Annotated in this window: 14 protein-coding genes and 4 tRNA genes; 12 read left to right on the top strand and 6 right to left on the bottom strand. The window is 58.2% G+C overall.

Translation table 11 applies throughout. The annotated features are described in order from the left end of the window. Positions 1-14 precede the first annotated feature (14 nt). From TU80_RS10970 to folD, 5 genes are all read right to left on the bottom strand, one after another. Complete coding sequence (locus tag TU80_RS10970) at positions 15-2,102, bottom strand: TonB-dependent receptor (RefSeq protein WP_090235000.1); 2,088 nt, start codon at positions 2,100-2,102, stop codon at positions 15-17. Positions 2,103-2,197: 95 nt separating this feature from the next. After that, positions 2,198-2,587 carry a DUF2946 domain-containing protein gene (locus tag TU80_RS10965; RefSeq protein ID WP_057004468.1) on the bottom strand — a complete coding sequence of 130 codons (390 nt, stop codon included), beginning with the start codon at positions 2,585-2,587 and terminating at the stop codon, positions 2,198-2,200. 210 nt (positions 2,588-2,797) lie between these two features. Then, entirely contained in the window at positions 2,798-3,721 is a 924-nt protein-coding gene (gene pbpG, locus TU80_RS10960; RefSeq protein WP_057004467.1) for a D-alanyl-D-alanine endopeptidase, read from the bottom strand. Positions 3,722-4,054: 333 nt separating this feature from the next. Beyond that, positions 4,055-4,339, bottom strand: coding sequence for a hypothetical protein (locus TU80_RS10955; RefSeq protein ID WP_057004466.1), 285 nt, complete (start codon positions 4,337-4,339; stop codon positions 4,055-4,057). A 141-nt stretch (positions 4,340-4,480) separates the two neighbouring features. Next, positions 4,481-5,335 (bottom strand): bifunctional methylenetetrahydrofolate dehydrogenase/methenyltetrahydrofolate cyclohydrolase FolD, encoded by an 855-nt coding sequence (gene folD / locus TU80_RS10950; protein WP_017848149.1) that lies wholly within the window; start codon positions 5,333-5,335, stop codon positions 4,481-4,483. A gap of 275 nt (positions 5,336-5,610) precedes the next feature. Here folD and TU80_RS10945 point away from each other — a divergent pair. From TU80_RS10945 to TU80_RS10895, 11 genes are all read left to right on the top strand, one after another. Beyond that, positions 5,611-5,687: transfer RNA gene (locus TU80_RS10945), tRNA-Arg, on the top strand. A 32-nt stretch (positions 5,688-5,719) separates the two neighbouring features. After that, a tRNA-His gene (locus TU80_RS10940) sits at positions 5,720-5,795 on the top strand. A 57-nt stretch (positions 5,796-5,852) separates the two neighbouring features. Beyond that, positions 5,853-5,937 (top strand) — tRNA-Leu (locus tag TU80_RS10935). Between the two features lie 77 nt (positions 5,938-6,014). After that, positions 6,015-6,090, top strand: a tRNA-His gene (locus TU80_RS10930). 1,423 nt (positions 6,091-7,513) lie between these two features. Continuing rightward, positions 7,514-9,217: a group II intron reverse transcriptase/maturase gene (ltrA, locus tag TU80_RS10925; protein ID WP_031694129.1), complete on the top strand. Its 1,704-nt coding sequence runs from the start codon at positions 7,514-7,516 to the stop codon at positions 9,215-9,217. Between the two features lie 129 nt (positions 9,218-9,346). Continuing rightward, entirely contained in the window at positions 9,347-10,657 is a 1,311-nt protein-coding gene (tig, locus tag TU80_RS10920) for a trigger factor (protein WP_046382846.1), read from the top strand. A 91-nt stretch (positions 10,658-10,748) separates the two neighbouring features. Next, positions 10,749-11,384, top strand: coding sequence for an ATP-dependent Clp endopeptidase proteolytic subunit ClpP (clpP, locus tag TU80_RS10915; protein WP_017848147.1), 636 nt, complete (start codon positions 10,749-10,751; stop codon positions 11,382-11,384). A 112-nt stretch (positions 11,385-11,496) separates the two neighbouring features. Next, positions 11,497-12,780 (top strand): ATP-dependent Clp protease ATP-binding subunit ClpX, encoded by a 1,284-nt coding sequence (gene clpX / locus TU80_RS10910; protein WP_017848146.1) that lies wholly within the window; start codon positions 11,497-11,499, stop codon positions 12,778-12,780. A 161-nt stretch (positions 12,781-12,941) separates the two neighbouring features. Then, entirely contained in the window at positions 12,942-15,338 is a 2,397-nt protein-coding gene (lon, locus tag TU80_RS10905) for an endopeptidase La (protein WP_046382847.1), read from the top strand. Positions 15,339-15,471: 133 nt separating this feature from the next. Then, positions 15,472-15,759, top strand: a complete 288-nt coding sequence (locus TU80_RS10900) for an HU family DNA-binding protein (protein ID WP_221034285.1) — start codon at positions 15,472-15,474, stop codon at positions 15,757-15,759. A 233-nt stretch (positions 15,760-15,992) separates the two neighbouring features. Next, a complete protein-coding gene (locus TU80_RS10895; protein ID WP_057004465.1) occupies positions 15,993-17,867 on the top strand; it encodes a SurA N-terminal domain-containing protein in 1,875 nt (624 codons plus the stop codon). A 48-nt stretch (positions 17,868-17,915) separates the two neighbouring features. On the opposite strand, the gene TU80_RS10890 is transcribed toward TU80_RS10895, so the two are convergent. After that, on the bottom strand, positions 17,916-19,082 hold the full coding sequence (locus TU80_RS10890; protein ID WP_057004464.1) for an MFS transporter: 1,167 nt from the start codon (positions 19,080-19,082) through the stop codon (positions 17,916-17,918). Between the two features lie 120 nt (positions 19,083-19,202). Between TU80_RS10890 and TU80_RS10885 the strand changes: the two genes are divergently transcribed. Next, the gene (locus tag TU80_RS10885; RefSeq protein WP_046382850.1) at positions 19,203-20,102 is read left to right on the top strand and encodes a LysR family transcriptional regulator; all 900 of its coding nucleotides are present in this window, start codon (positions 19,203-19,205) and stop codon (positions 20,100-20,102) included. Positions 20,103-20,126: the final 24 nt, after the last annotated feature.

Below are 20,126 nucleotides of genomic sequence, written 5' to 3'. Positions count from 1 at the left end.
GGCGGCGCTGCCGATCAGAAGTCGACGGTGACGCCGCTGTACAGCGCGCGCCCGTCGCCGGGTGAGTGCAGCGAGGCCTGGGCGCCGTCCGGGTCATACCAGACGTATTCGTAGTAGCGGTTGGTGAGGTTTTTCAACTGCAGGTCGACACTGACCGATTCGGTCACCTGGTAAGTCGCGCCGAGGTTCATCAAGACGTAGCCGCCGTAAGTGCCCTTGGTGTTCTCGCGTTCCAGGTAGTAATTCGTCTGGCCGTTCATCCACGCCGTCAACTGCAGCGCCCGCGTGGCCTTGTAGCTGACGCCGGCGTTGTACAGGTGATGCGGGATGTGGTCGATTTCCTGGCCTTTGCTGTTGGGCAAGGTCGCGCTGGGCTGGAGGATTTTCGAGTACTGCCAGGAGTAGGCCATCCAGATTTCGGTGCGTTCGTCCGGGTGCAGATTGACTTGCGCGTCGTAACCCCAGCGCCGGGTTTCGCCGACGTTGTCCGACTCGCCGCTCGGGTCGTTGAGGCGGCGACTGACTTCGCCGCTGGCTTCTTGCTGCCAATAGGCGATGCGGCCGTCGATCCAGTCCGCCGGGGTGAACTTGACCCCGGTTTCCCAGCCGTCGTTGATCGACGGCGCCAGGTTGGTATCCCGCGGTGGAATCTTATAGGCCGCCGCGCCGGTGCCGACCTGGAAGGTCCGCCCCCAGTTGGCATAGATGCTGGCCACGTCCCACGGTGAATACACCACGCTGAGCTTGGGTTGTTTGATCAGCCCATAGTCGTTGATGTCGTAGTCCATGCCGGTCATTTCGTTGGTGAAGTCGCCCTGGATCTTATCGACGCGATACGCCGGGACGATTTTCAGCGACTCGAACGGCTTGATCTCGGCCTGGACATAGGCGCCGTAGGTGTCGAAGTCGAATCGCTGGTCGCGGGTTTGGGCCAGGCGCAGGCGGTCCTTGGTGCGGTAGCGCTCGCTCTTGTTCTGCTGCTGCTGCATGTCCGCGCCGCCTTCCAGGGCGAAGTCGTACAGCCAGCTGACTTGCGGGCGCCAGGTCAGGGAGGTGAGGGCGCCGTACTGGGTTTCGTAGGCGTCGCGCTCCTGCTGGGCGCTGGTGCGCCAGTATTGCGTCCAGCGCCGGTCGTCGAAGGTGTTGACGTAGGTTTTTGCCGACCAGGCCAGCGTCTCGGCCAGGTCGGTGTCGAAGTGCAGGCTGACCTGGTTCATCCGCCGCGTGCCTTTGTCGGTGGCGTTGTAGCTGTTGGTCATGGTCGGGTGCTGGTGGGCGTCCTCTTCACTCAAGTAGCCGGGTTCCTGCGCCTCGGTTTCGTAGTGACGGGCGATCAGGCCGATGCGGTAGCTGTTGTCGTCCGGGGTGTAGAACCATTTGCCGGACATGGAAAACCTGTCCGCCTCGGCGTGATCGCGGTAACCGTCGGATTTCTGGTAGGCGAAGAAGTAGTTCTGCGTCCAGTTGCTGCCTTCGATGCCTTTGGCCAGCTGGGTTTCCTGGGTGTTGTAACTGCCGTAGCGCACCCGCGCCTTGGTGTAGTCGCCGCCGGTGCGGGTCAGCATATTGACGTTGCCGGCGATGTTGTTCAGGCCATAGCGCGCATCGCTGGTGCCGCGCACCACTTCGATGCTGTCCAGCTCCATGGGGAAAATCATGTCCATGAACGGCATGTTGCCGTCGTTGCTGTTGCTCGGGATGCCGTCGATCAGCAACTTCACTGCGTTGACTTCGCCTTCGCCGTTGAAGCCGCGAAAGGAAATCTTGCCGGAGGTGGTGCCTTGGTTGAACTCGGTGAGGATCACCCCTGGCGCGCGACTGAACAGTTCCCAGCTGTAGTTGACCGGCATTTTTTCGAGGATGTCGGCGCCGAGAATGTCCACCGAGCTGAGCACGCTGCTGGTGCTCAGCGGGCCGCTGCTGGCGCTGGCGCCCTGGACCGTGACGGTGCCGAGGGTGAGGGTGGAGTCTTCGGTTTTACCGGTTTCGGCCAGTGCCGAGGACAGCGGGTTGAGGGCGAACAGGCCGATGGACAGCAAGGGCCATAGCGGGCGGGACACAGAGACACGCTTTGCGCGAGGCAAAGTCATTCGAGCAGGCATAGCGCACCATTCCTGATGATCAAGACACTTCGAGGACGCCCAGGCGGGCGGCTGACAAGCAGATCGCGCCGCCTATGGGGCGGCGCGGGTGTCGATCAAACGGTAGGGGAGGCGCGCGGGCTCAGGCTCGGCCAGCGGATTCTGGGGTGCAGCGTCGGCAACTCGGGGTTGTCGAGGGTGGTGTCGGGGGCGTATCGCGGTAGGAAATGCCTGTAGTAGTCGGACGGCAGCGCCGCCAGTCCGGCATGACCGCAGCAGCAATCGCTGTGTTTCATGGCGGATTGCGACGGCGCCGACTGGAGCGGGTCGATCAGCTTGCTCAAGTTGGGAGGCAGCGCTTGCGAGGCGCCCCCCGAGCAGAATCCGCCCCACATCAACAGTCCCATGTCCGGCGTCTGCATGGCGCGGCTGAGCGGCATGGCCAGCATGTTCAGCACGATGGCCAGGCAGGCTAGCCAGGGACTGATGCGTTTGAGACGAGCCATGAACGAAGTCGACTGAAAGGGGTGAACATTTAGCGGCAGTTCAGGCGCAAAGTAAAAGCCTGTCTGTGCGCTATTTTGCCGCAGATCGTGGGCGTGATCCGCAACCCCGGTTAGCGATGCAACGGCCTGTTTTTGCGAGGCTTATGCCGAAAAAAATGCCCCGAGCATGTCGGGGCATTGGTCAGGCGGGCGTTTTGGGGGGGGCGCCGTTCAGCGACGAACCTCTGTCGCGTTCGGGCGGTTCTTCAGGTTCTTGTCGGCCTTGTAGCGCAACGCAACGTCCGGCACCGAACCGCCCTTGCCGGTCTCGACCCAGTTGCGGATTCGGCTGGCATCGGCGAAGTGGGTGAACTTGCCGAAGGCGTCGAGGATCACCAGCGACACCGGGCGGTTACCCATGCTGGTCACCAGCACCAGGCAGTGGCCGGCCTGGTTGGTGAAGCCGGTCTTGGTCAGCTTGATGTCCCAGTTGGCGCGGTTGATCAGGTGGTCGGTGTTGGAGAAACCCAAGGTGTAGTTGGGCTTGCGGAACGCCACGGTCTTTTCCTTGGTGGTGCTCAATTGGCTCAGCATCGGGAATTTGCGCGCGTAGGCCAGCAGCTTGCTCAGGTCCCTGGCGGTCGACACGTTATGGATGGACAGGCCGGTAGGCTCGACGTAATGGGTGCTGGTCATGCCCAGCGCCTTGGCCTTGGCGTTCATCGCCGCAATGAAGGCTACGTAGCCGCCCGGGTAGTGGTGAGCCAGGCTCGCGGCGGCGCGGTTTTCCGAGGACATCAGGGCGATCAGCAACATCTCTTTGCGCGGCATTTGGCTGCCGATTTTCACGCGGGAGAACACGCCTTTCATTTCCGGCGTGTCGGTGATGTTGATGTCGATGTACTCGTCCATGTTCTGCTTGGCTTCCAGCACGATCAGGCCGGTCATGAGCTTGCTCACGGAAGCGATCGGCACCACCACGTCCGGGTTGCTGGAATAGATGACTTTGTTGGTTTGCAGATCGACCAGCATGGCGCTGCCGGAAGCGATTTGCAGTTTTGAGGTGTCACGCGGGGCCAGGGTGGTTTCGGCGGCGTGCGCAAAGGTGCCGGTGAAAGCAAATAAAAGGCTGACGAGAGAGAGACGAATTTTCACGCGGATGAACTCGCTAAAAAAAGTAAGAAATACCGTTCTGCAACGGGCTTTATGAAAAATGACGTTACATTTTAGGAGTATGGATCAGAAAACGATAGAGAGCCTTTAAATAAAGGCTGTAAGGCGATGATTGGTTAGGCTTGTAGCCCATCGCGGGCAAAAAAAGGCCCGCTATGAGGGCGGGTCTAATGGGGATTTTCAAAGGAGTAGAGGTAAGTTGCGCCCGATCCTGTCGATGGCGGGTGAAAAGGATGTCGAAGAAACGCGAAACCGGGTGCTGCGCCTGGGTGAACGAGCCGGATGTTCGGGTGCGTGTTCTATTGGGCAAGCCCGTCAGCGTCGGCAGTTCAAGGCGGCTACCTGCATTTTGCCAGCGTCCTCCACATTGACGATGCTCAGGCTGTCAGCGCCAGCCTCGGCGGCTTTATTGAATGCCGTGTTCAGAGCGTCGCCGTTGGATGAGCCCTGCACCGTGAAGGCTTTGACGACGTGGCAAGCGTGGGCGGATGAGGCCGTGACGAGGTTGACCTGTTTGCCCGCTTCAGTCAGTTGGGTGGTGCAAGCGGGGATCAATACCGCGATTAGGATCAGCAGAGGGGCGGCATGTAGGTTGCGCATGGCTAAAGCACTCCTGGGGTTCCTGCGGCATCTGGCGGGTGCCGAACATGTCAGCCGCGGATGCACGATAGCAGAGCGTGAGGTTCATCAGAAACCAAAAGCCCTGCGACAAGGCAGGGCTCTTTTCAGCGCGGCAGTTGATCAGCCGTGCAGGGTTTCTGCTGCATACAGCGTGTTTTCCAGCAGGCAGGCACGGGTCATCGGGCCAACGCCACCCGGTACCGGGGTGATCCAGCCGGCACGGGGCAGGGCGGTTTCGTACACCACGTCGCCGACCAGCTTGCCGTCTGCCTGACGGTTGATGCCGACGTCGATGACGATCGCGCCTTCCTTGATCCACTCACCTTTGACCAGGCCCGGCTTGCCGGCAGCCACTACCACCAGGTCGGCGCGGCCGACGTGACCGGCGAGGTCCTTGGTGAAGCGGTGGGTCACGGTCACGGTGCAGCCGGCGAGCAGCAGTTCCATGGCCATCGGGCGCCCGACGATATTGGAGGCGCCGACGATCACGGCGTCGAGGCCGTAAAGGTTGACGCCGGTGCTTTCCAGCAGGGTCATGATGCCTTTCGGCGTGCATGGGCGCAGCAGCGGGATGCGCTGGGCCAGGCGGCCGACGTTATACGGGTGGAAACCGTCGACGTCTTTGTCCGGGCGGATGCGTTCGAGCAACTGGGAGGCGTCCAGGTGCGCGGGCAATGGCAGTTGCACCAGGATACCGTCGATGTTCGGGTCATCGTTGAGGCCGTCGATCAGGTCGGTAAGGGCCTGCTGGGTGGTCTCGGAAGGCAGGTCGTAGGCCTTGGAAATAAAGCCGACCTCTTCACAGTCTTTACGCTTGTGCGAGACATAAACCTGAGACGCAGGATCGCTGCCGACCAGGATCACCGCGAGGCCAGGCGTGCGCAAGCCTTGCTGGCTACGCTCGGTGACGCGTTTGGCGATCTGCTGGCGCAGGCTGGCGGCGATTGATTTGCCGTCGATAAGTTGTGCAGTCATTACGCGTGATTAACCATCGAGAGGGGGAAGAAAAGTGCGCGCATTCTCGCATGCCAAGACGTGGGGGCAAAGGCGCTTGGTCTGCAAATTGGCCTAACCCCTTAAATAAAATGAATTTTTTTCAAAAAAGATTTGACGGCTTTCCGGCGCGTCTATACTATTCGTCGCACTTGTCGGGCACAGCCTAGCACTGGTTAAGAAGGTCTAGCAGGATTGTTGTTCTGCAAGGCTGGAAGCACTTAGTTTGTAATCCTCCAAGAGTACAGATTAATCAGGCGCCCGTAGCTCAGCTGGATAGAGCATCCGCCTTCTAAGCGGATGGTCGCAGGTTCGAGTCCTGCCGGGTGCGCCATTAGGCAGCTTTGGCACAAGTAGCGTTAGATGGTGGGCGTAGCTCAGTTGGTAGAGCACGGGATTGTGACTCCCGTTGTCGAGGGTTCGATCCCCTTCGTCCACCCCATATTTTGAAAAGGCGCCAGATTAATCATCTGGCGCCTTTGCTTTAAGAGCTTCAAGCGCGGATGTGGTGGAATTGGTAGACACACTGGATTTAGGTTCCAGCGCCGCGAGGCGTAAGAGTTCGAGTCTCTTCATCCGCACCAATTAAAGCTTTGCCCGGCCGGAAGGCGGGGTCAGGCTCGACAAAGAAGTGGTTTGGTTTCTTTGTTAACGCAATATGGTGGGCGTAGCTCAGTTGGTAGAGCACGGGATTGTGACTCCCGTTGTCGAGGGTTCGATCCCCTTCGTCCACCCCATATTCGAAAGGCGCCAGATTTAACAGTCTGGCGCCTTTTTTGTTTTAGTGGTTCGAGTATTCCGCGGCTGCAGGTTCTGGGTCGCAAGGCAGGGCGTTTCGTCGTATTTATGTGTCTCGATGATGCCGCGCTGCCTGCCGGTCCTGTTCGCAGGGGCGGCCGTCAGGGAGATGATTGGCGACTTCTTCTATATATAGAAGGGTCGGCGCAGAGCCCTGGCGCGATTGGCTGTATTTGTCACCGGGGCGAGGCGCAACAGTGTCTTCGTACCGATAAATTGCCTGCTGTTTTTTTACCCGTTTCCAGTAGGGTGACTTCTTGAGTTTGACCCACTAGAATGCATGCCCTTGGTGCGACACGCGTGGCGTGTCTCCTAAACTTCGAGGTGTAGAGTCATCTTGAAGGGTTTTCGAAAGAGAGCCGAGAGCTTGGGTGCCCAATCCCAAGAAAAAAAACCCCTCCCAGAAGTCCAATGCCTTCAAGGACTTGCCGCAGCGGCGGTGGCAAACTCAAGGTCGATTAGCGCTCGGTGGCTCGACCGCAGTACTGGATTTCCGGTATTGGAGTGCCTACTACACATCAGCCCTATTCAGGGCTAAACCCATGCGGGAGAGAATCCCCGCTGGGGTTCCCTCCTGCTTTTGAAACAGGAGGTAACAATTCTTTGAGCATGCTGCCTCGGCAGTCCCTGTTCACATCAAACCGGAGACATGAGCGAAAGCTCTGTCTGTCATTGTCCAACCATTGCCTGTTCGGAGTGGCAGCGGACTCGTTGTGCGACCAACGATAGCCTAGGAAGACATGCGTCACTGGTAACGGTGGGGTGTGAAGCTCTTCCAACAATGTAGCCCCCGTATGGGTGCGTCTTCGCCGTGAGGCGGAGCGCAGATGCTCGGAGCAGTACCGGGTTGAGGCGCTAGGCTGGCTGGTATGGGTAACACAAGTGAACTGCTAATAAACGTCGTCAGCATTACGGTGCCTAATCTGCTGATAGGCATTAACCAAAAAGGTGATGCGACCGGTTGTTCTGGTCAAGGGTCGGAACACGTCGTCACATAAGGTCGCCGGCGAATAGGCAGACTCTAACCCAGTCGTGTGACAGGCAGGGAACGTGGTAAGCCCGTATGGCTGCCTTCGGGCAGGTGAACCGCAAGGTGATCCGTTGGCTGTGCGGGTATGGGATCGCAGAGAAAGCGAAAGCCGGGCTGTAATGGCCCGGATAGGGGCTGGAACATTGCTCCACGGGAAACCGGGCAGACTTCTGCGTGGTCTTTCGTCGCATGAACTCTGAGTGAACCTGTCTCAATAAACCTAGAGATCCAGCTGTAACGGATCTTCTATTAATCCAACCCTGGCGGGAGCGTCCATTCCCGTCAGGGGATGTGTGCGTCTTTCGCTTGGGGCAACTTGAGAGGAAGGCAGCATGTTAGAACATAGCCAATTGGCCGTGTCTGCGCCTTCCGGCGCTCCGCAACAATGGCATGACATCGATTGGTGGCGTGTTCAGCGGAATGTCCGGGCGATGCAGATACGGATTGCGAAGGCTTGTCGGGAAGGCAACTGGCGCAGGGTGAAAGCCTTGCAGCGGATGCTGACCCGCTCACGCTCGGCCAGATACTTGGCCGTACGGCGAGTCACTGAAAACCAGGGTAAGCGCACGGCGGGAGTCGACCGCGTGCTCTGGGATACACCCGATGCCAAATGGAAGGCGGCAAATGGGTTGAAGCGCCACGGTTATAAACCACGGCCTTTACGGCGTGTGTTTATTCCGAAGTCAAATGGAAAAGAGCGCCCTCTGGGCATTCCGACCATGACGGACAGGGCAATGCAGGCGTTGTATTTGCTTGCTCTGGCACCCATTGCAGAAACCACCGGCGATCCAAACAGCTACGGCTTTAGGATCGAGCGATCTACGGCGGATGCAATGGGGCAGTTGTTCGTATGCCTATCCAAGAAGGTTTCGGCCCAATGGGTTTTGGAGGCGGACATCAAAGGCTGCTTTGACCATATCAATCATGACTGGCTTATCACCAACGTCCCAACGGATAAGGTGGTTCTCCGAAAATGGTTGAAAGCTGGCGTGATTCATAAAGGCCAGCTACAGGCAACGGATGCCGGTACGCCACAGGGCGGGATTGTCTCGCCCAGCTTGGCGAATCTGGTGCTGGATGGGCTGGAGTCACAACTTAAGCAACATCTGGGTGTGACCAAGGCCAAGAAGCTGAAAATCAATGTGGTGCGTTATGCGGATGACTTTGTGATAACCGGAACCTCGCGAGAGGTGCTGGAAACTGAAGTCAGACCTTGGGTAGAGCAGTTCCTAGCAGTGCGGGGGCTGCAGTTGTCACTCGAGAAGACGCGTGTCGTCCATATAAAGGAAGGCTTTGACTTTCTAGGTTGGAATTTCCGCAAGTACGATGGGAAGCTTCTGATCAAGCCAAGCAAGAAAAACGTGAAAGCGTTCTATAGCAAGGTAAGGGAGGTCATCAGTACCAGCAAAACGGTAAGGCAGGAGGATCTGATCCGACAGCTGAATCCGATACTGCGTGGCTGGGCGTTCTATCACCAGCCTGTGGTAGCCAAGAAAGCGTATAGCCGCATGGATTACATGATCTTTCTGGCTCTATGGCGTTGGGCAAAACGGCGACACCCTAAGAAAACACTCCAGTGGATCGGAGCGAAATACTTTAAACCCATGAAGGGGCGGAAAGGGGTGTTTGCTACCGCGACGATGAATGACAAGGGAGAGATGCGAACGATCGAGTTGTACTCGCTAGCGAGCACTCCGATCGAACGACACAAGAAGGTGAGTGGGGAGTACAACCCCTTCGATCCTTCTATGGAGGAAATGGGTGAGAAAAGGCGTATGGAACAGATGCTCAAAAGGCTGGCGTACCGTAAGCAAATCTTGAGCCTTTTCCAGAGTCAGAAAGGATTGTGTCCAATATGTAAGTTACCGATTACGAAGGAGACGGGGTGGCATGATCACCACATTCTGTACCGCACAAAAGGCGGTGGAGACTCCCTAAATAACCGGGTACTATTGCACCCCCTTTGTCACCAGCGGCTACACGCTCGCGGATTGACAGTGAACAAACCGGCTCCCCTTACCGGGGGTTTTGATTAGGCCCGAGCCGTATGCGGGGAAACTCGCACGTACGGTTCTTAGGGGGAGGTGGGCCAGTAATGGCCCATCTCTACCCGACATTCTGGGGTCGGAAACGGCCGGCTAACGTCTGTGCAACGAGGAATATCCATGCAAGTTTCTGTTGAAAATACTACTGCTCTCGAGCGCCGCCTGAGCATCACCGTGCCGGCAGAGCGCATCGAGACTGCGGTCAACAAGCGTCTGCAGCAGACTGCCCAAAAGGCCAAGATCGCTGGCTTCCGTCCAGGCAAAGTGCCAATGAGCGAAATCAAGCGCCGTTTTGGTGCTGATGCGCGTCAGGAAGCGGTAGGCGACGTGATCCAGGCGTCGTTCTACGAAGCGGTTGTCGAGCAAAAGCTGAACCCGGCTGGTTCGCCTTCGATCGAGCCTAAGTCCCTGGAAGCGGGCAAGGACCTGGAATACGTTGCTGTATTCGAAGTGTTCCCAGAGTTCGAAGTTGCCGGCTTCGACGGTATCGCGATCGAGCGCCTGAGCGCCGAAGTGGCTGATGCCGACCTGGACAACATGCTGGAAATCCTGCGCAAGCAGAACACCCGTTTCGAAGTGGCCGAACGTGCTGCCCAGAACGAAGACCAGCTGAACATCGATTTCGTGGGCAAGGTTGACGGCGAAGCATTCGCTGGCGGCTCCGCCAAGGGTACTCAGCTGGTGCTGGGTTCCAACCGCATGATCCCGGGTTTCGAAGACGGCCTGGTTGGCGCAAAAGCCGGCGAAGAGCGCGTTCTGAACCTGACTTTCCCGGCTGACTACCAGAACCTGGACCTGGCCGGCAAAGCCGCCGAGTTCACCGTGACGGTCAACAGCGTGTCCGAGCCTAAGCTGCCAGAGCTGAACGAAGAGTTCTTCGCTCAATTCGGCATCAAGGAAACCGGCATCGACGGCTTCCGCACCGAAGTTCGCAAGAACATGCAGCGCGAGCTGCGTCAGGCCATCAAGTCCAAGGTCAAGAACCAGGTCATGGACGGTCTGCTGACCGCCAACCCGATCGAAGTGCCTAAGGCTTTGCTGTCCAACGAAGTGGATCGCCTGCGCGTACAAGCCGTTCAGCAGTTTGGTGGCAACATCAAACCTGACCAACTGCCGGCCGAGCTGTTCGAAGAGCAAGCCAAGCGCCGCGTCGTGCTGGGCCTGATCGTGGCTGAAGTGGTCAAGCAGTTCGACCTCAAGCCTGACGAAGACCGCGTTCGTGAAATGATCCAGGAAATGGCTTCGGCCTACCAGGAGCCTGAGCAGGTTGTGGCTTGGTACTACAAGAACGACCAGCAACTGAACGAAGTACGTTCGGTTGTGCTGGAAGAACAAGTTGTGGATACTGTTCTGCAGAAGGCTAAGGTGACCGATAAAGCGGTCTCTTACGAAGAAGCAGTCAAGCCGGCGGAAGCAGCACAAGCCGACTGATTGTCCAACTCGTTTGAAATACAACCATAAGCCAGCCTCGCGCTGGCTTATGCGTTTTCAAGACATGACTATTTGGGAGTAACTGCAGAGCATGTTCCGTAATTCCTATATTCAGCAGAACTCTGATATCCAGGCCGCAGGCGGCCTGGTCCCGATGGTTGTCGAGCAGTCCGCTCGTGGCGAACGCGCCTACGACATCTACTCGCGCCTGCTCAAGGAGCGAGTGATCTTTTTGGTGGGGCCGGTAGAGGACTACATGGCCAACCTGATTTGTGCGCAACTGCTGTTCCTTGAAGCGGAAAACCCGGACAAGGACATCCATCTTTACATTAACTCGCCGGGCGGTTCGGTGACCGCGGGCATGTCGATCTACGACACCATGCAGTTCATCAAGCCAAACGTGTCGACCACCTGCATCGGCCAAGCCTGCAGCATGGGCGCTTTCCTGCTGACCGCAGGTGCCGAAGGCAAGCGTTACTGCCTGCCGAACTCGCGCGTGATGATTCACCAGCCACTGGGCGGTTTCCAGGGCCAGGCATCGGACATCGAAATCCATGCCAAGGAAATCCTCTTTATTCGTGAGCGTCTTAACACGCTGATGGCCAAGCACAGCGGGCACACCTTGGAAGAAATCGAGCGTGATACCAACCGTGACAATTTCATGAGCGCCGAAGCCGCGCGTGATTACGGGTTGATCGACGCAGTGATTGACAAGCGCCCCGCTTAATATAAGCAGCTCAAAATAGGCCAGGTCGGCAAGTCCGATCACCTGCGGGCTTGAAAAAGCCCGCATAAGCCTTCATCTTGTGTTGCAAGCCTATCGGATTTGGATCGAACGAATGACTGACACCCGCAACGGCGAGGACAACGGCAAGCTGCTCTATTGCTCCTTCTGTGGCAAAAGCCAGCATGAAGTACGCAAATTGATTGCCGGCCCCTCGGTCTTTATCTGCGACGAGTGCGTCGACCTGTGCAATGACATCATCCGTGAGGAGGTGCAGGAAGCCCAGGCCGAAAGCAGCGCGCATAAATTGCCTTCGCCTAAAGAAATCAGCGGCATCCTTGATCAGTACGTGATTGGTCAAGAGCGTGCAAAAAAGGTTCTGGCCGTAGCGGTGTACAACCACTACAAGCGTTTGAACCAGCGTGACAAGAAAAACGACGAAGTCGAGCTCGGCAAGAGCAACATCTTGCTGATCGGTCCTACAGGCTCGGGTAAAACCCTGCTTGCGGAAACCCTCGCTCGCCTGCTGAACGTTCCGTTCACCATCGCCGACGCCACCACCCTCACCGAGGCTGGCTACGTGGGTGAGGACGTCGAGAACATCATTCAGAAGTTGCTGCAGAAGTGCGACTACGACGTAGAGAAGGCCCAGATGGGTATCGTCTACATCGACGAAATCGATAAGATTTCGCGCAAGTCCGACAACCCGTCGATCACTCGGGATGTTTCCGGTGAAGGCGTGCAGCAAGCCTTGTTGAAACTGATCGAAGGCACGGTTGCTTCCGTACCGCCACAAGGCGGCCGCAAGCATCCACAGCAGGAGTTCCTTCAGGTTGATACGCGCAATATCCTGTTCATCTGCGGCGGTGCGTTCTCCGGTCTGGAAAAGGTTATTCAAAACCGTTCCACCCGTGGCGGCATCGGCTTCAGTGCGGAAGTGCGCAGCAAGGAAGAAGGCAAGAAGGTGGGCGAGTCCCTGCGTGAAGTCGAACCTGACGATCTGGTCAAGTTTGGTCTGATCCCGGAATTCGTTGGTCGTCTGCCGGTCCTGGCGACATTGGACGAGCTGGATGAGGCTGCTCTGATTCAGATCCTCACCGAGCCGAAAAACGCCCTGACCAAACAATATGCCAAGCTGTTCGAAATGGAAGGCGTAGACCTCGAGTTCCGTACCGACGCACTCAAATCAGTGGCCAAGCGGGCACTGGAGCGCAAAACCGGTGCGCGTGGCCTGCGTTCGATCCTCGAAGGCGTACTGCTCGACACCATGTACGAAATCCCCTCGCAGTCCGAGGTGAGCAAAGTGGTGATCGACGAAAGCGTTATCGAAGGCAAGTCCAAGCCACTGTATATCTATGAAAACAGTGAGCCGGCTGCCAAGGCTGCGCCAGACGCGTAAGCGTCCGGCTGCTGCATAACAACAAGGGGCCTTTAGGGGCCCCTTTTGTTTTAAGGGCGTGTTTTTCCTGCATTTAACTGCTGGCATTGAGCTTGTTTTTTTTGCCGGCAGCCCCCATCTTGGTTTCATGCTTACTTTTCAACTGTCATAGAGGCGAAATCATGAAGACAACCATCGAATTGCCTCTCCTGCCGTTGCGTGATGTCGTCGTCTATCCGCACATGGTTATCCCGCTGTTCGTGGGGCGCGAGAAGTCTATCGAAGCCCTCGAGGCCGCGATGACGGGCGACAAGCAGATCCTGCTGTTGGCCCAGAGAAATCCTGCTGATGATGATCCAGGCGAAGATGCCCTGTATCGCGTCGGTACCGTTGCGACTGTCCTGCAATTGCTCAAGCTGCCCGACGGCACTGTCAAGGTGTTGGTGGAAGGTGAGCAGCGCGGTGCGGTCGAGCGCTTCATGGAGGTGGACGGCCACCTGCGCGCCGAAGTGGCACTGATCGACGAAGTCGAGGCCCCGGAGCGCGAGTCCGAAGTATTTGTACGCAGCCTGCTCTCGCAATTCGAGCAGTATGTGCAGTTGGGCAAGAAAGTCCCGGCTGAAGTCCTGTCTTCCCTCAACAGCATTGATGAGCCTAGCCGCCTGGTCGACACCATGGCCGCGCACATGGCGCTGAAAATCGAGCAGAAGCAAGACATCCTCGAAATCATCGACCTGCCGGCCCGTGTCGAACACGTCCTGGCGCTGCTCGATGCCGAAATCGACCTGCTGCAGGTTGAAAAGCGCATCCGTGGTCGCGTGAAGAAACAAATGGAGCGCAGCCAGCGCGAGTACTACCTGAATGAGCAGATGAAGGCCATTCAGAAGGAACTCGGCGACAGCGAGGAAGGCCACAACGAAATCGAAGAGCTGAAAAAGCGCATCGATTCCGCCGGCCTGCCGAAAGACGCCCTGACCAAGGCCAACGCCGAGCTGAACAAGCTCAAGCAAATGTCGCCGATGTCGGCCGAAGCCACCGTGGTTCGTTCCTACATCGATTGGTTGGTGCAGGTGCCGTGGAAGGCTCAGACCAAGGTGCGCCTGGACCTGGCTCGCGCCGAAGATATCCTCGATGCCGACCATTACGGCCTCGAAGAAGTCAAAGAACGCATTCTCGAATACCTCGCCGTGCAAAAGCGCGTGAAGAAAATTCGTGGCCCGGTGTTGTGCCTGGTCGGTCCGCCGGGTGTGGGTAAAACCTCCCTGGCCGAGTCGATTGCCAATGCCACCAACCGTAAATTCGTGCGAATGGCCCTTGGCGGCGTGCGTGATGAAGCGGAAATCCGTGGTCATCGCCGCACATATATCGGTTCGATGCCAGGAAGATTGATTCAAAAGATGACAAAGGTCGGCGTGCGCAACCCGCTGTTCCTGCTCGATGAAATCGACAAAATGGGCAGCGACATGCGTGGCGATCCGGCATCGGCCTTGCTCGAAGTGCTCGATCCTGAGCAGAACCATAATTTCAACGACCATTACCTGGAAGTCGACTACGATCTGTCCGACGTAATGTTCCTGTGTACCTCCAACTCCATGAACATTCCGCCAGCGTTGCTGGACCGGATGGAGGTGATTCGTCTGCCGGGTTACACCGAAGACGAGAAGATCAACATCGCCGTCAAATACCTCGCGCCCAAGCAGATTTCGGCCAATGGCCTGAAGAAAGGCGAGATTGAATTCGAGGTCGAGTCGATCCGCGATATGGTGCGTTACTACACCCGCGAGGCCGGTGTACGGGGGCTTGAGCGCCAGATTGCGAAGATTTGCCGCAAGGCGGTCAAGGAGCATGCGCTGGAAAAACGCTTCTCGGTGAAGATTACCGCCGATGTGCTGGAGCACTATCTGGGCGTGCGTAAATTCAGCTACGGGTTGGCGGAACAGCAGGATCAGGTAGGGCAGGTGACTGGCCTGGCGTGGACCCAGGTGGGTGGCGAATTGCTGACCATCGAAGCCGCGGTGATCCCGGGCAAGGGCCAATTGATCAAGACCGGTTCCCTGGGTGACGTGATGGTCGAATCCATCACCGCCGCGCAGACCGTGGTGCGCAGCCGCGCCCGGAGCCTGGGGATTCCCCTGGACTTCCATGAGAAGCACGACGTCCATATCCACATGCCGGAGGGGGCGACCCCGAAAGACGGCCCTAGCGCTGGCGTAGGCATGTGTACGGCCCTGGTATCGGCCCTGACCGGCATTCCGGTACGCGCCGATGTGGCCATGACCGGGGAAATCACCCTGCGTGGCCAGGTATTGGCCATCGGTGGTCTGAAAGAAAAATTGCTCGCCGCACACCGGGGTGGAATCAAGACCGTGATCATTCCTGAAGAGAATGTCCGCGACTTGAAGGAAATTCCTGACAATATCAAGCAAGATCTTCAGATTAAACCGGTTAAATGGATTGACGAGGTCCTGCAAATTGCGCTGCAATACGCGCCGGAGCCCTTGCCGGATGTGGCTCCGGAGATAGTCGCGAAGGACGAAAAGCGCGAGTCTGATTCCAAGGAAAGAATTAGCACGCATTAATGCGTTAAAGCCTGGGGGCTTCCTTGACAGCTTTTTAGAGCCCTTGTTATAAAGCGGCTCTTAAGTGTCTGTAGGCCATTCAGCACTGGTTTTTGCTTTCACCAAAAAACTTAGAATCATACTCAATAGATATATAAGGGGACTTAGAGTGAACAAGTCGGAACTGATTGATGCTATCGCCGCATCCGCTGATATCCCGAAAGCTGCTGCTGGCCGTGCGCTGGACGCAGTAATCGAATCCGTCACTGGCGCTCTGAAGGCCGGCGATTCGGTGGTACTGGTAGGCTTCGGTACTTTTTCTGTGACTGACCGCCCAGCTCGCACTGGCCGTAACCCACAGACTGGCAAAGCACTGCAAATCGCTGCTGCCAAGAAACCAGGTTTCAAAGCCGGTAAAGCCCTGAAAGAAGCCGTTAACTAAGCCTCGATCAAGCCTTTACCTACCCGGGTCCGACGCAGGTCTGGCCTGGCAGCGGAGCGGCAGCTGACCCACGTATCCATCGGGTCACCACGCCGGGGGTGTGGGTTCTAACCCCCGTCCGCTCCGCCAGTTACGAGAGAAGGCGCATCCTCGGATGCGCCTTTCTTCTATCCGGACTCTACCCACGCTCCACGGTTGCCAATTTTTGAAGTTCAACCGTTTCTGGGGGACGCATGCTGCAAAATATCAGGGACAATTCACAAGGCTGGATTGCCAAGACCATTATCGGGATCATCGTCGCATTGATGGCGTTCACCGGTATCGAGGCTATTTTTCAGGCTTCGACCAACACCAAGCAGGACGTGGCCAAGGTCAACGGTGAAGCAATCACCCAGACCGAACTGAGCCAGGCCGTCGACATGCAACGTCGCCAACTGATGCAACAGATGGGCAAGGATTTCGATGCTTCCCTGCTGGACGAAAAACTGCTGCGCGACGCGGCGCTCAAGAGCCTGATCGATCGCAAGCTGGTACTGCAAGGTGCCGCTGATTCCAAGTTTGCCTTCTCTGACGCCGCGCTGGACCAAGTGATCCTGCAGACGCCGGAGTTCCAGGTGGACGGCAAGTTCAACGCAGAGCGTTTTGACCAGGTGATCCGTCAACTGGGCTACAGCCGTCTGCAGTTCCGTCAGATGATGACCCAGCAAATGCTGATCGAGCAGACTCGCTTGGGCATCCTCGGCAGCGCCTTCGTGACTGACGCGCAGGTGCTGGCATTCGCCCGCCTGGAAAAACAGACCCGCGATTTCGCCACCGTCAATATCAAGGCCAACCCTGCGGCGGTGAAACTCACCGACGACGAGGTCAAGGCTTACTACGACCAGCACGCCAAAGAGTTCATGACCCCGGACCAGGTGGTCATCGACTATCTGGAGTTGAAGAAGTCGTCTTTCTTCGACCAGGTCACCGTCAAGGACGATGAACTGCAGGCAGCGTATGAGAAAGAAACCGCCAACCTCGCTGAGCAGCGTCGTGCCGCGCACATCCTGATTGAAGTCAACGACAAGGTCACCGACGCCCAAGCCAAGGCCAAGATCGAGGAAATCCAGGCGCGCCTGGCCAAGGGTGAGCAGTTCGAAGCCCTGGCCAAGGAGTTCTCCCAGGACCCGGGTTCGGCCAGCAATGGCGGTGACCTTGGTTTTGCCGGTCCTGGCGTCTACGATCCGGACTTCGAAGCTGCCCTGTACGCCTTGAATAAGGACCAGGTCTCGGCACCGGTGCGCAGCACCTTCGGTTGGCACCTGATCAAGCTGTTGGGCGTTGAAGCGCCAGAAGTGCCATCGTTCGCCAGCCTGAAAGATAAGCTGACCCACGAGCTCAAGAACCAACAGGTTGAACAGCGTTTTGTCGAAGCGACCAAGCAATTGGAAGATGCGGCGTTCGAAGCCTCCGACCTGGCTCAGCCGGCCTCCGATCTGAAGCTGACCGTTCACACCTCTGCGCCGTTTGGTCGCGAAGGCGGTGAGGGTGTCGCGGCCAACCGTGCCGTGGTCACTGCCGCGTTCAGCCCGGAAGTGTTGGATGAGGGTGCCAACAGCACCGCCATCGAGCTCGACCCGGAAACCATCATCGTGCTGCGGGCCAAAGAGCATCTGAAGCCTACGCAACTGCCGCTGGAAAGCGTGGCAGCGGCGATCCGCACCCAGATGACCAAGGAACGCGCCAGCGCGGCCGCCAAGACTCACGCTGACGAGTTGATCGCCAGCCTGCGTGATGGCAAGACCCCGCTGAACCAGCCCGTTGATGGCCAGGCCTGGAAAGTCACCGAAGCGGCTACCCGTAGCCAGGAAACGATCGACCCGGTGGTGCTGCAAGCCTTGTTCCGCATGCCCAAGCCTGCGTCCAAGGACAAGCCGACCTTCACCACCGTGACCCTCGCTGATGGCAGCCTGGTGATCGTGCGCTTGAACGGCGTCACCGAAGCGGCGGCTCCATCGGACGATGAGAAGGCGCAATACCGCCGTTTCCTCGCTTCCCGTGTTGGGCAGCAGGATTTCGCGGCGTACCGCAAGCAGCTGGAAACCAAGGCTGAGATCAAGAAGTACTGATCTCGGTTTGAATAAAAAGCCCCCGGCCTGAAAAGACCGGGGGCTTTTTCATGGGCGTTTGCAAAGGGCCAGCAACATCAACGTCACTACCGCCCAGGGAAACGCGAGCACGCCCCAGCTCTGCAACAACAACCCGCCCGCCAGACCGCCGCCGGCAATGCCCAGGTTCCATACCGTCACCAGCATCGACTGCGCGGCGTCCGCCGACTCGCCCGCCGACTTGGCCAGGGCGGTTTGCAGCAAGGCCGGTAGGCCACCGAATGCCAGCCCCCAGGCCGCGACGGCGATGTAGATGATCGCCGGCGAGTCGATCCAGAACGCCAACGCCAGCGCCGACAGGCCAAACAGCATGCAACTGAACAGCACCAACGGGCGCAGCCATCGATCGATCAGCAGGCCCACCAGCCAGATGCTCAACAACGCCGTCAGGCCAAACACCAGCAGTACCCGGTCGATATCGGCCTGGATGCCGGCGGGCTCCAGCAGGGGGGCGATGTAGGTGTAGAGAATGTTGTGGGCCAGCACGTAGGTAAAGGTCACCCAAAGCACCGGACGAATACCGCGCAACCTCATCACCTGGCGCAGGCCCAGGCGCTGTTGTGCTGCTTGGCCGGCAAAGTCCGGGAGTTGCCAGCGCGCCCAGAGCAGCAATGCCAGCGTCAGCCCGGTCATGATCGCAAAACTCAAGCGCCAGCCAACGAGGGTGCCCAGCAGGGTGCCGGCCGGCACGCCCAGGGTCAGGGCCAGCGGTGCGCCAAGCATTGCGATGGCAATCGCCCGGCCTTGCAGGTGGGGGGCGACCATACGACTGGCGTAACCCGCCAACAGGGCCCAGAGCAACCCGGCGAATACCCCGGCGAAAAAGCGCGCTACCAGGGTCAGCCCGTAGTGGCTGGATACGGCCGTCACGCTGTTGACCAGGGCGAAGCCAGCAATGGCCACCAGCAGTAGGGGGCGTCGGCGCCAACCCCGCGTCAGCAGCGTCAAGGGGATGGCCGCGAGCAATGATCCGAGTGCGTAGAGCGTGACCAGTTGGCCAACCAGGGCGGGCGACACGCCCAGGCCTGCGCCCATCTGCGGCAAGAGCCCCGCAGGCATGGCTTCGGTGAGGATGGTGATAAAACCCGCGCAAGCCAGGGCCAACAAGCCTCCCAGCGGCAGCACGTCAGGCTCGGCGTTCGCCGGGCAATGGGTAAGTGAAGGGTTGTCGCTCATGACGCTTGATCCATATAAAAGGGGCAAGGCGGCAGAGTAAGGGGCTGTGCTGTGCGGAAAAACAGGCTAAGGTTCCGAACTTAGCGGACGTAGGTGTCCGTAATCAGTCGAGACGTGATCATGGACAGCTTGAGCAGCCTGTCGGTATTTGTGCAGGTGGCGGAGACGCGCAGCTTCACCGTCGCCGGTCGCGTGCTGGGGGTATCGTCGTCGGCCGTGGGCAAAAGTATCGCGCGCATGGAAGAGCGCCTGGGCGTCAGGCTGTTTCACCGCAGCACGCGCAGTATCACCCTGACCAGCGAAGGCTCGCTGTTTCTTGAGCGTTCGCGGCGCATTCTGGCCGAGGTCGAGGCGGCCGAGCAGGAATTGACGGACGCCAGCGCCACGCCCCGCGGCAAGTTGCGCGTCAGCCTGCCGCAGGTACGCGGCTTGTTGATGCCGGTGCTCAGCGACTTTATGCGCGCCTACCCGGATATCGAATTGGATGTGGATTTTTCCGACCGCATGGTGGACGTGATCGAGGAAGGTTTCGATGCGGTGATTCGCACAGGCAAGCCCGAAGATTCGCGCTTGATGGCGCGGCATCTGGGCTATTACCAGTTGGTACTTGTGGGCACGCCGGGCTACTTCGCTCAACACGGCACCCCGCAGCAACCGCAGGATCTCAACGATCACGCGTGCCTGCGGCACAAATTCTGCGCCACCGGCAAGCTGGAAAACTGGCCGTTGCGTCACCTGCCGGGCGCCGCCGAACCGACCTTGCGTACACCGCTGGTCAGTACCACCATTGAGTCCCTCAACCATGTGGTACACGAGGGATTGGGCATCGCCTGTCTGCCCGACTACATGGTCAACGAGGCCGTGGGGCAGGGGCGCTTGCTACGGGTGTTGGATGATTATCTCGAACACCGTGGCAGTTTCTGGATACTGTGGCCGTCAAGTCGTCATGCATCTGCCAAGTTGCGCGTGTTTATTGACCATATGTGCGCCGGGCTTTTCCCTGCAGGCACCGCTGTGTAGGCTTGTGACGTTTTATCGACAGGA

This window comes from Pseudomonas veronii (assembly GCF_001439695.1).
In the GTDB taxonomy this organism is placed as follows: Bacteria; Pseudomonadota; Gammaproteobacteria; order Pseudomonadales; family Pseudomonadaceae; genus Aquipseudomonas; species Aquipseudomonas veronii.
The sequence above is the reverse complement of the archived record's forward strand: the minus strand, read 5'-3'. Positions and strand labels throughout refer to the sequence as shown.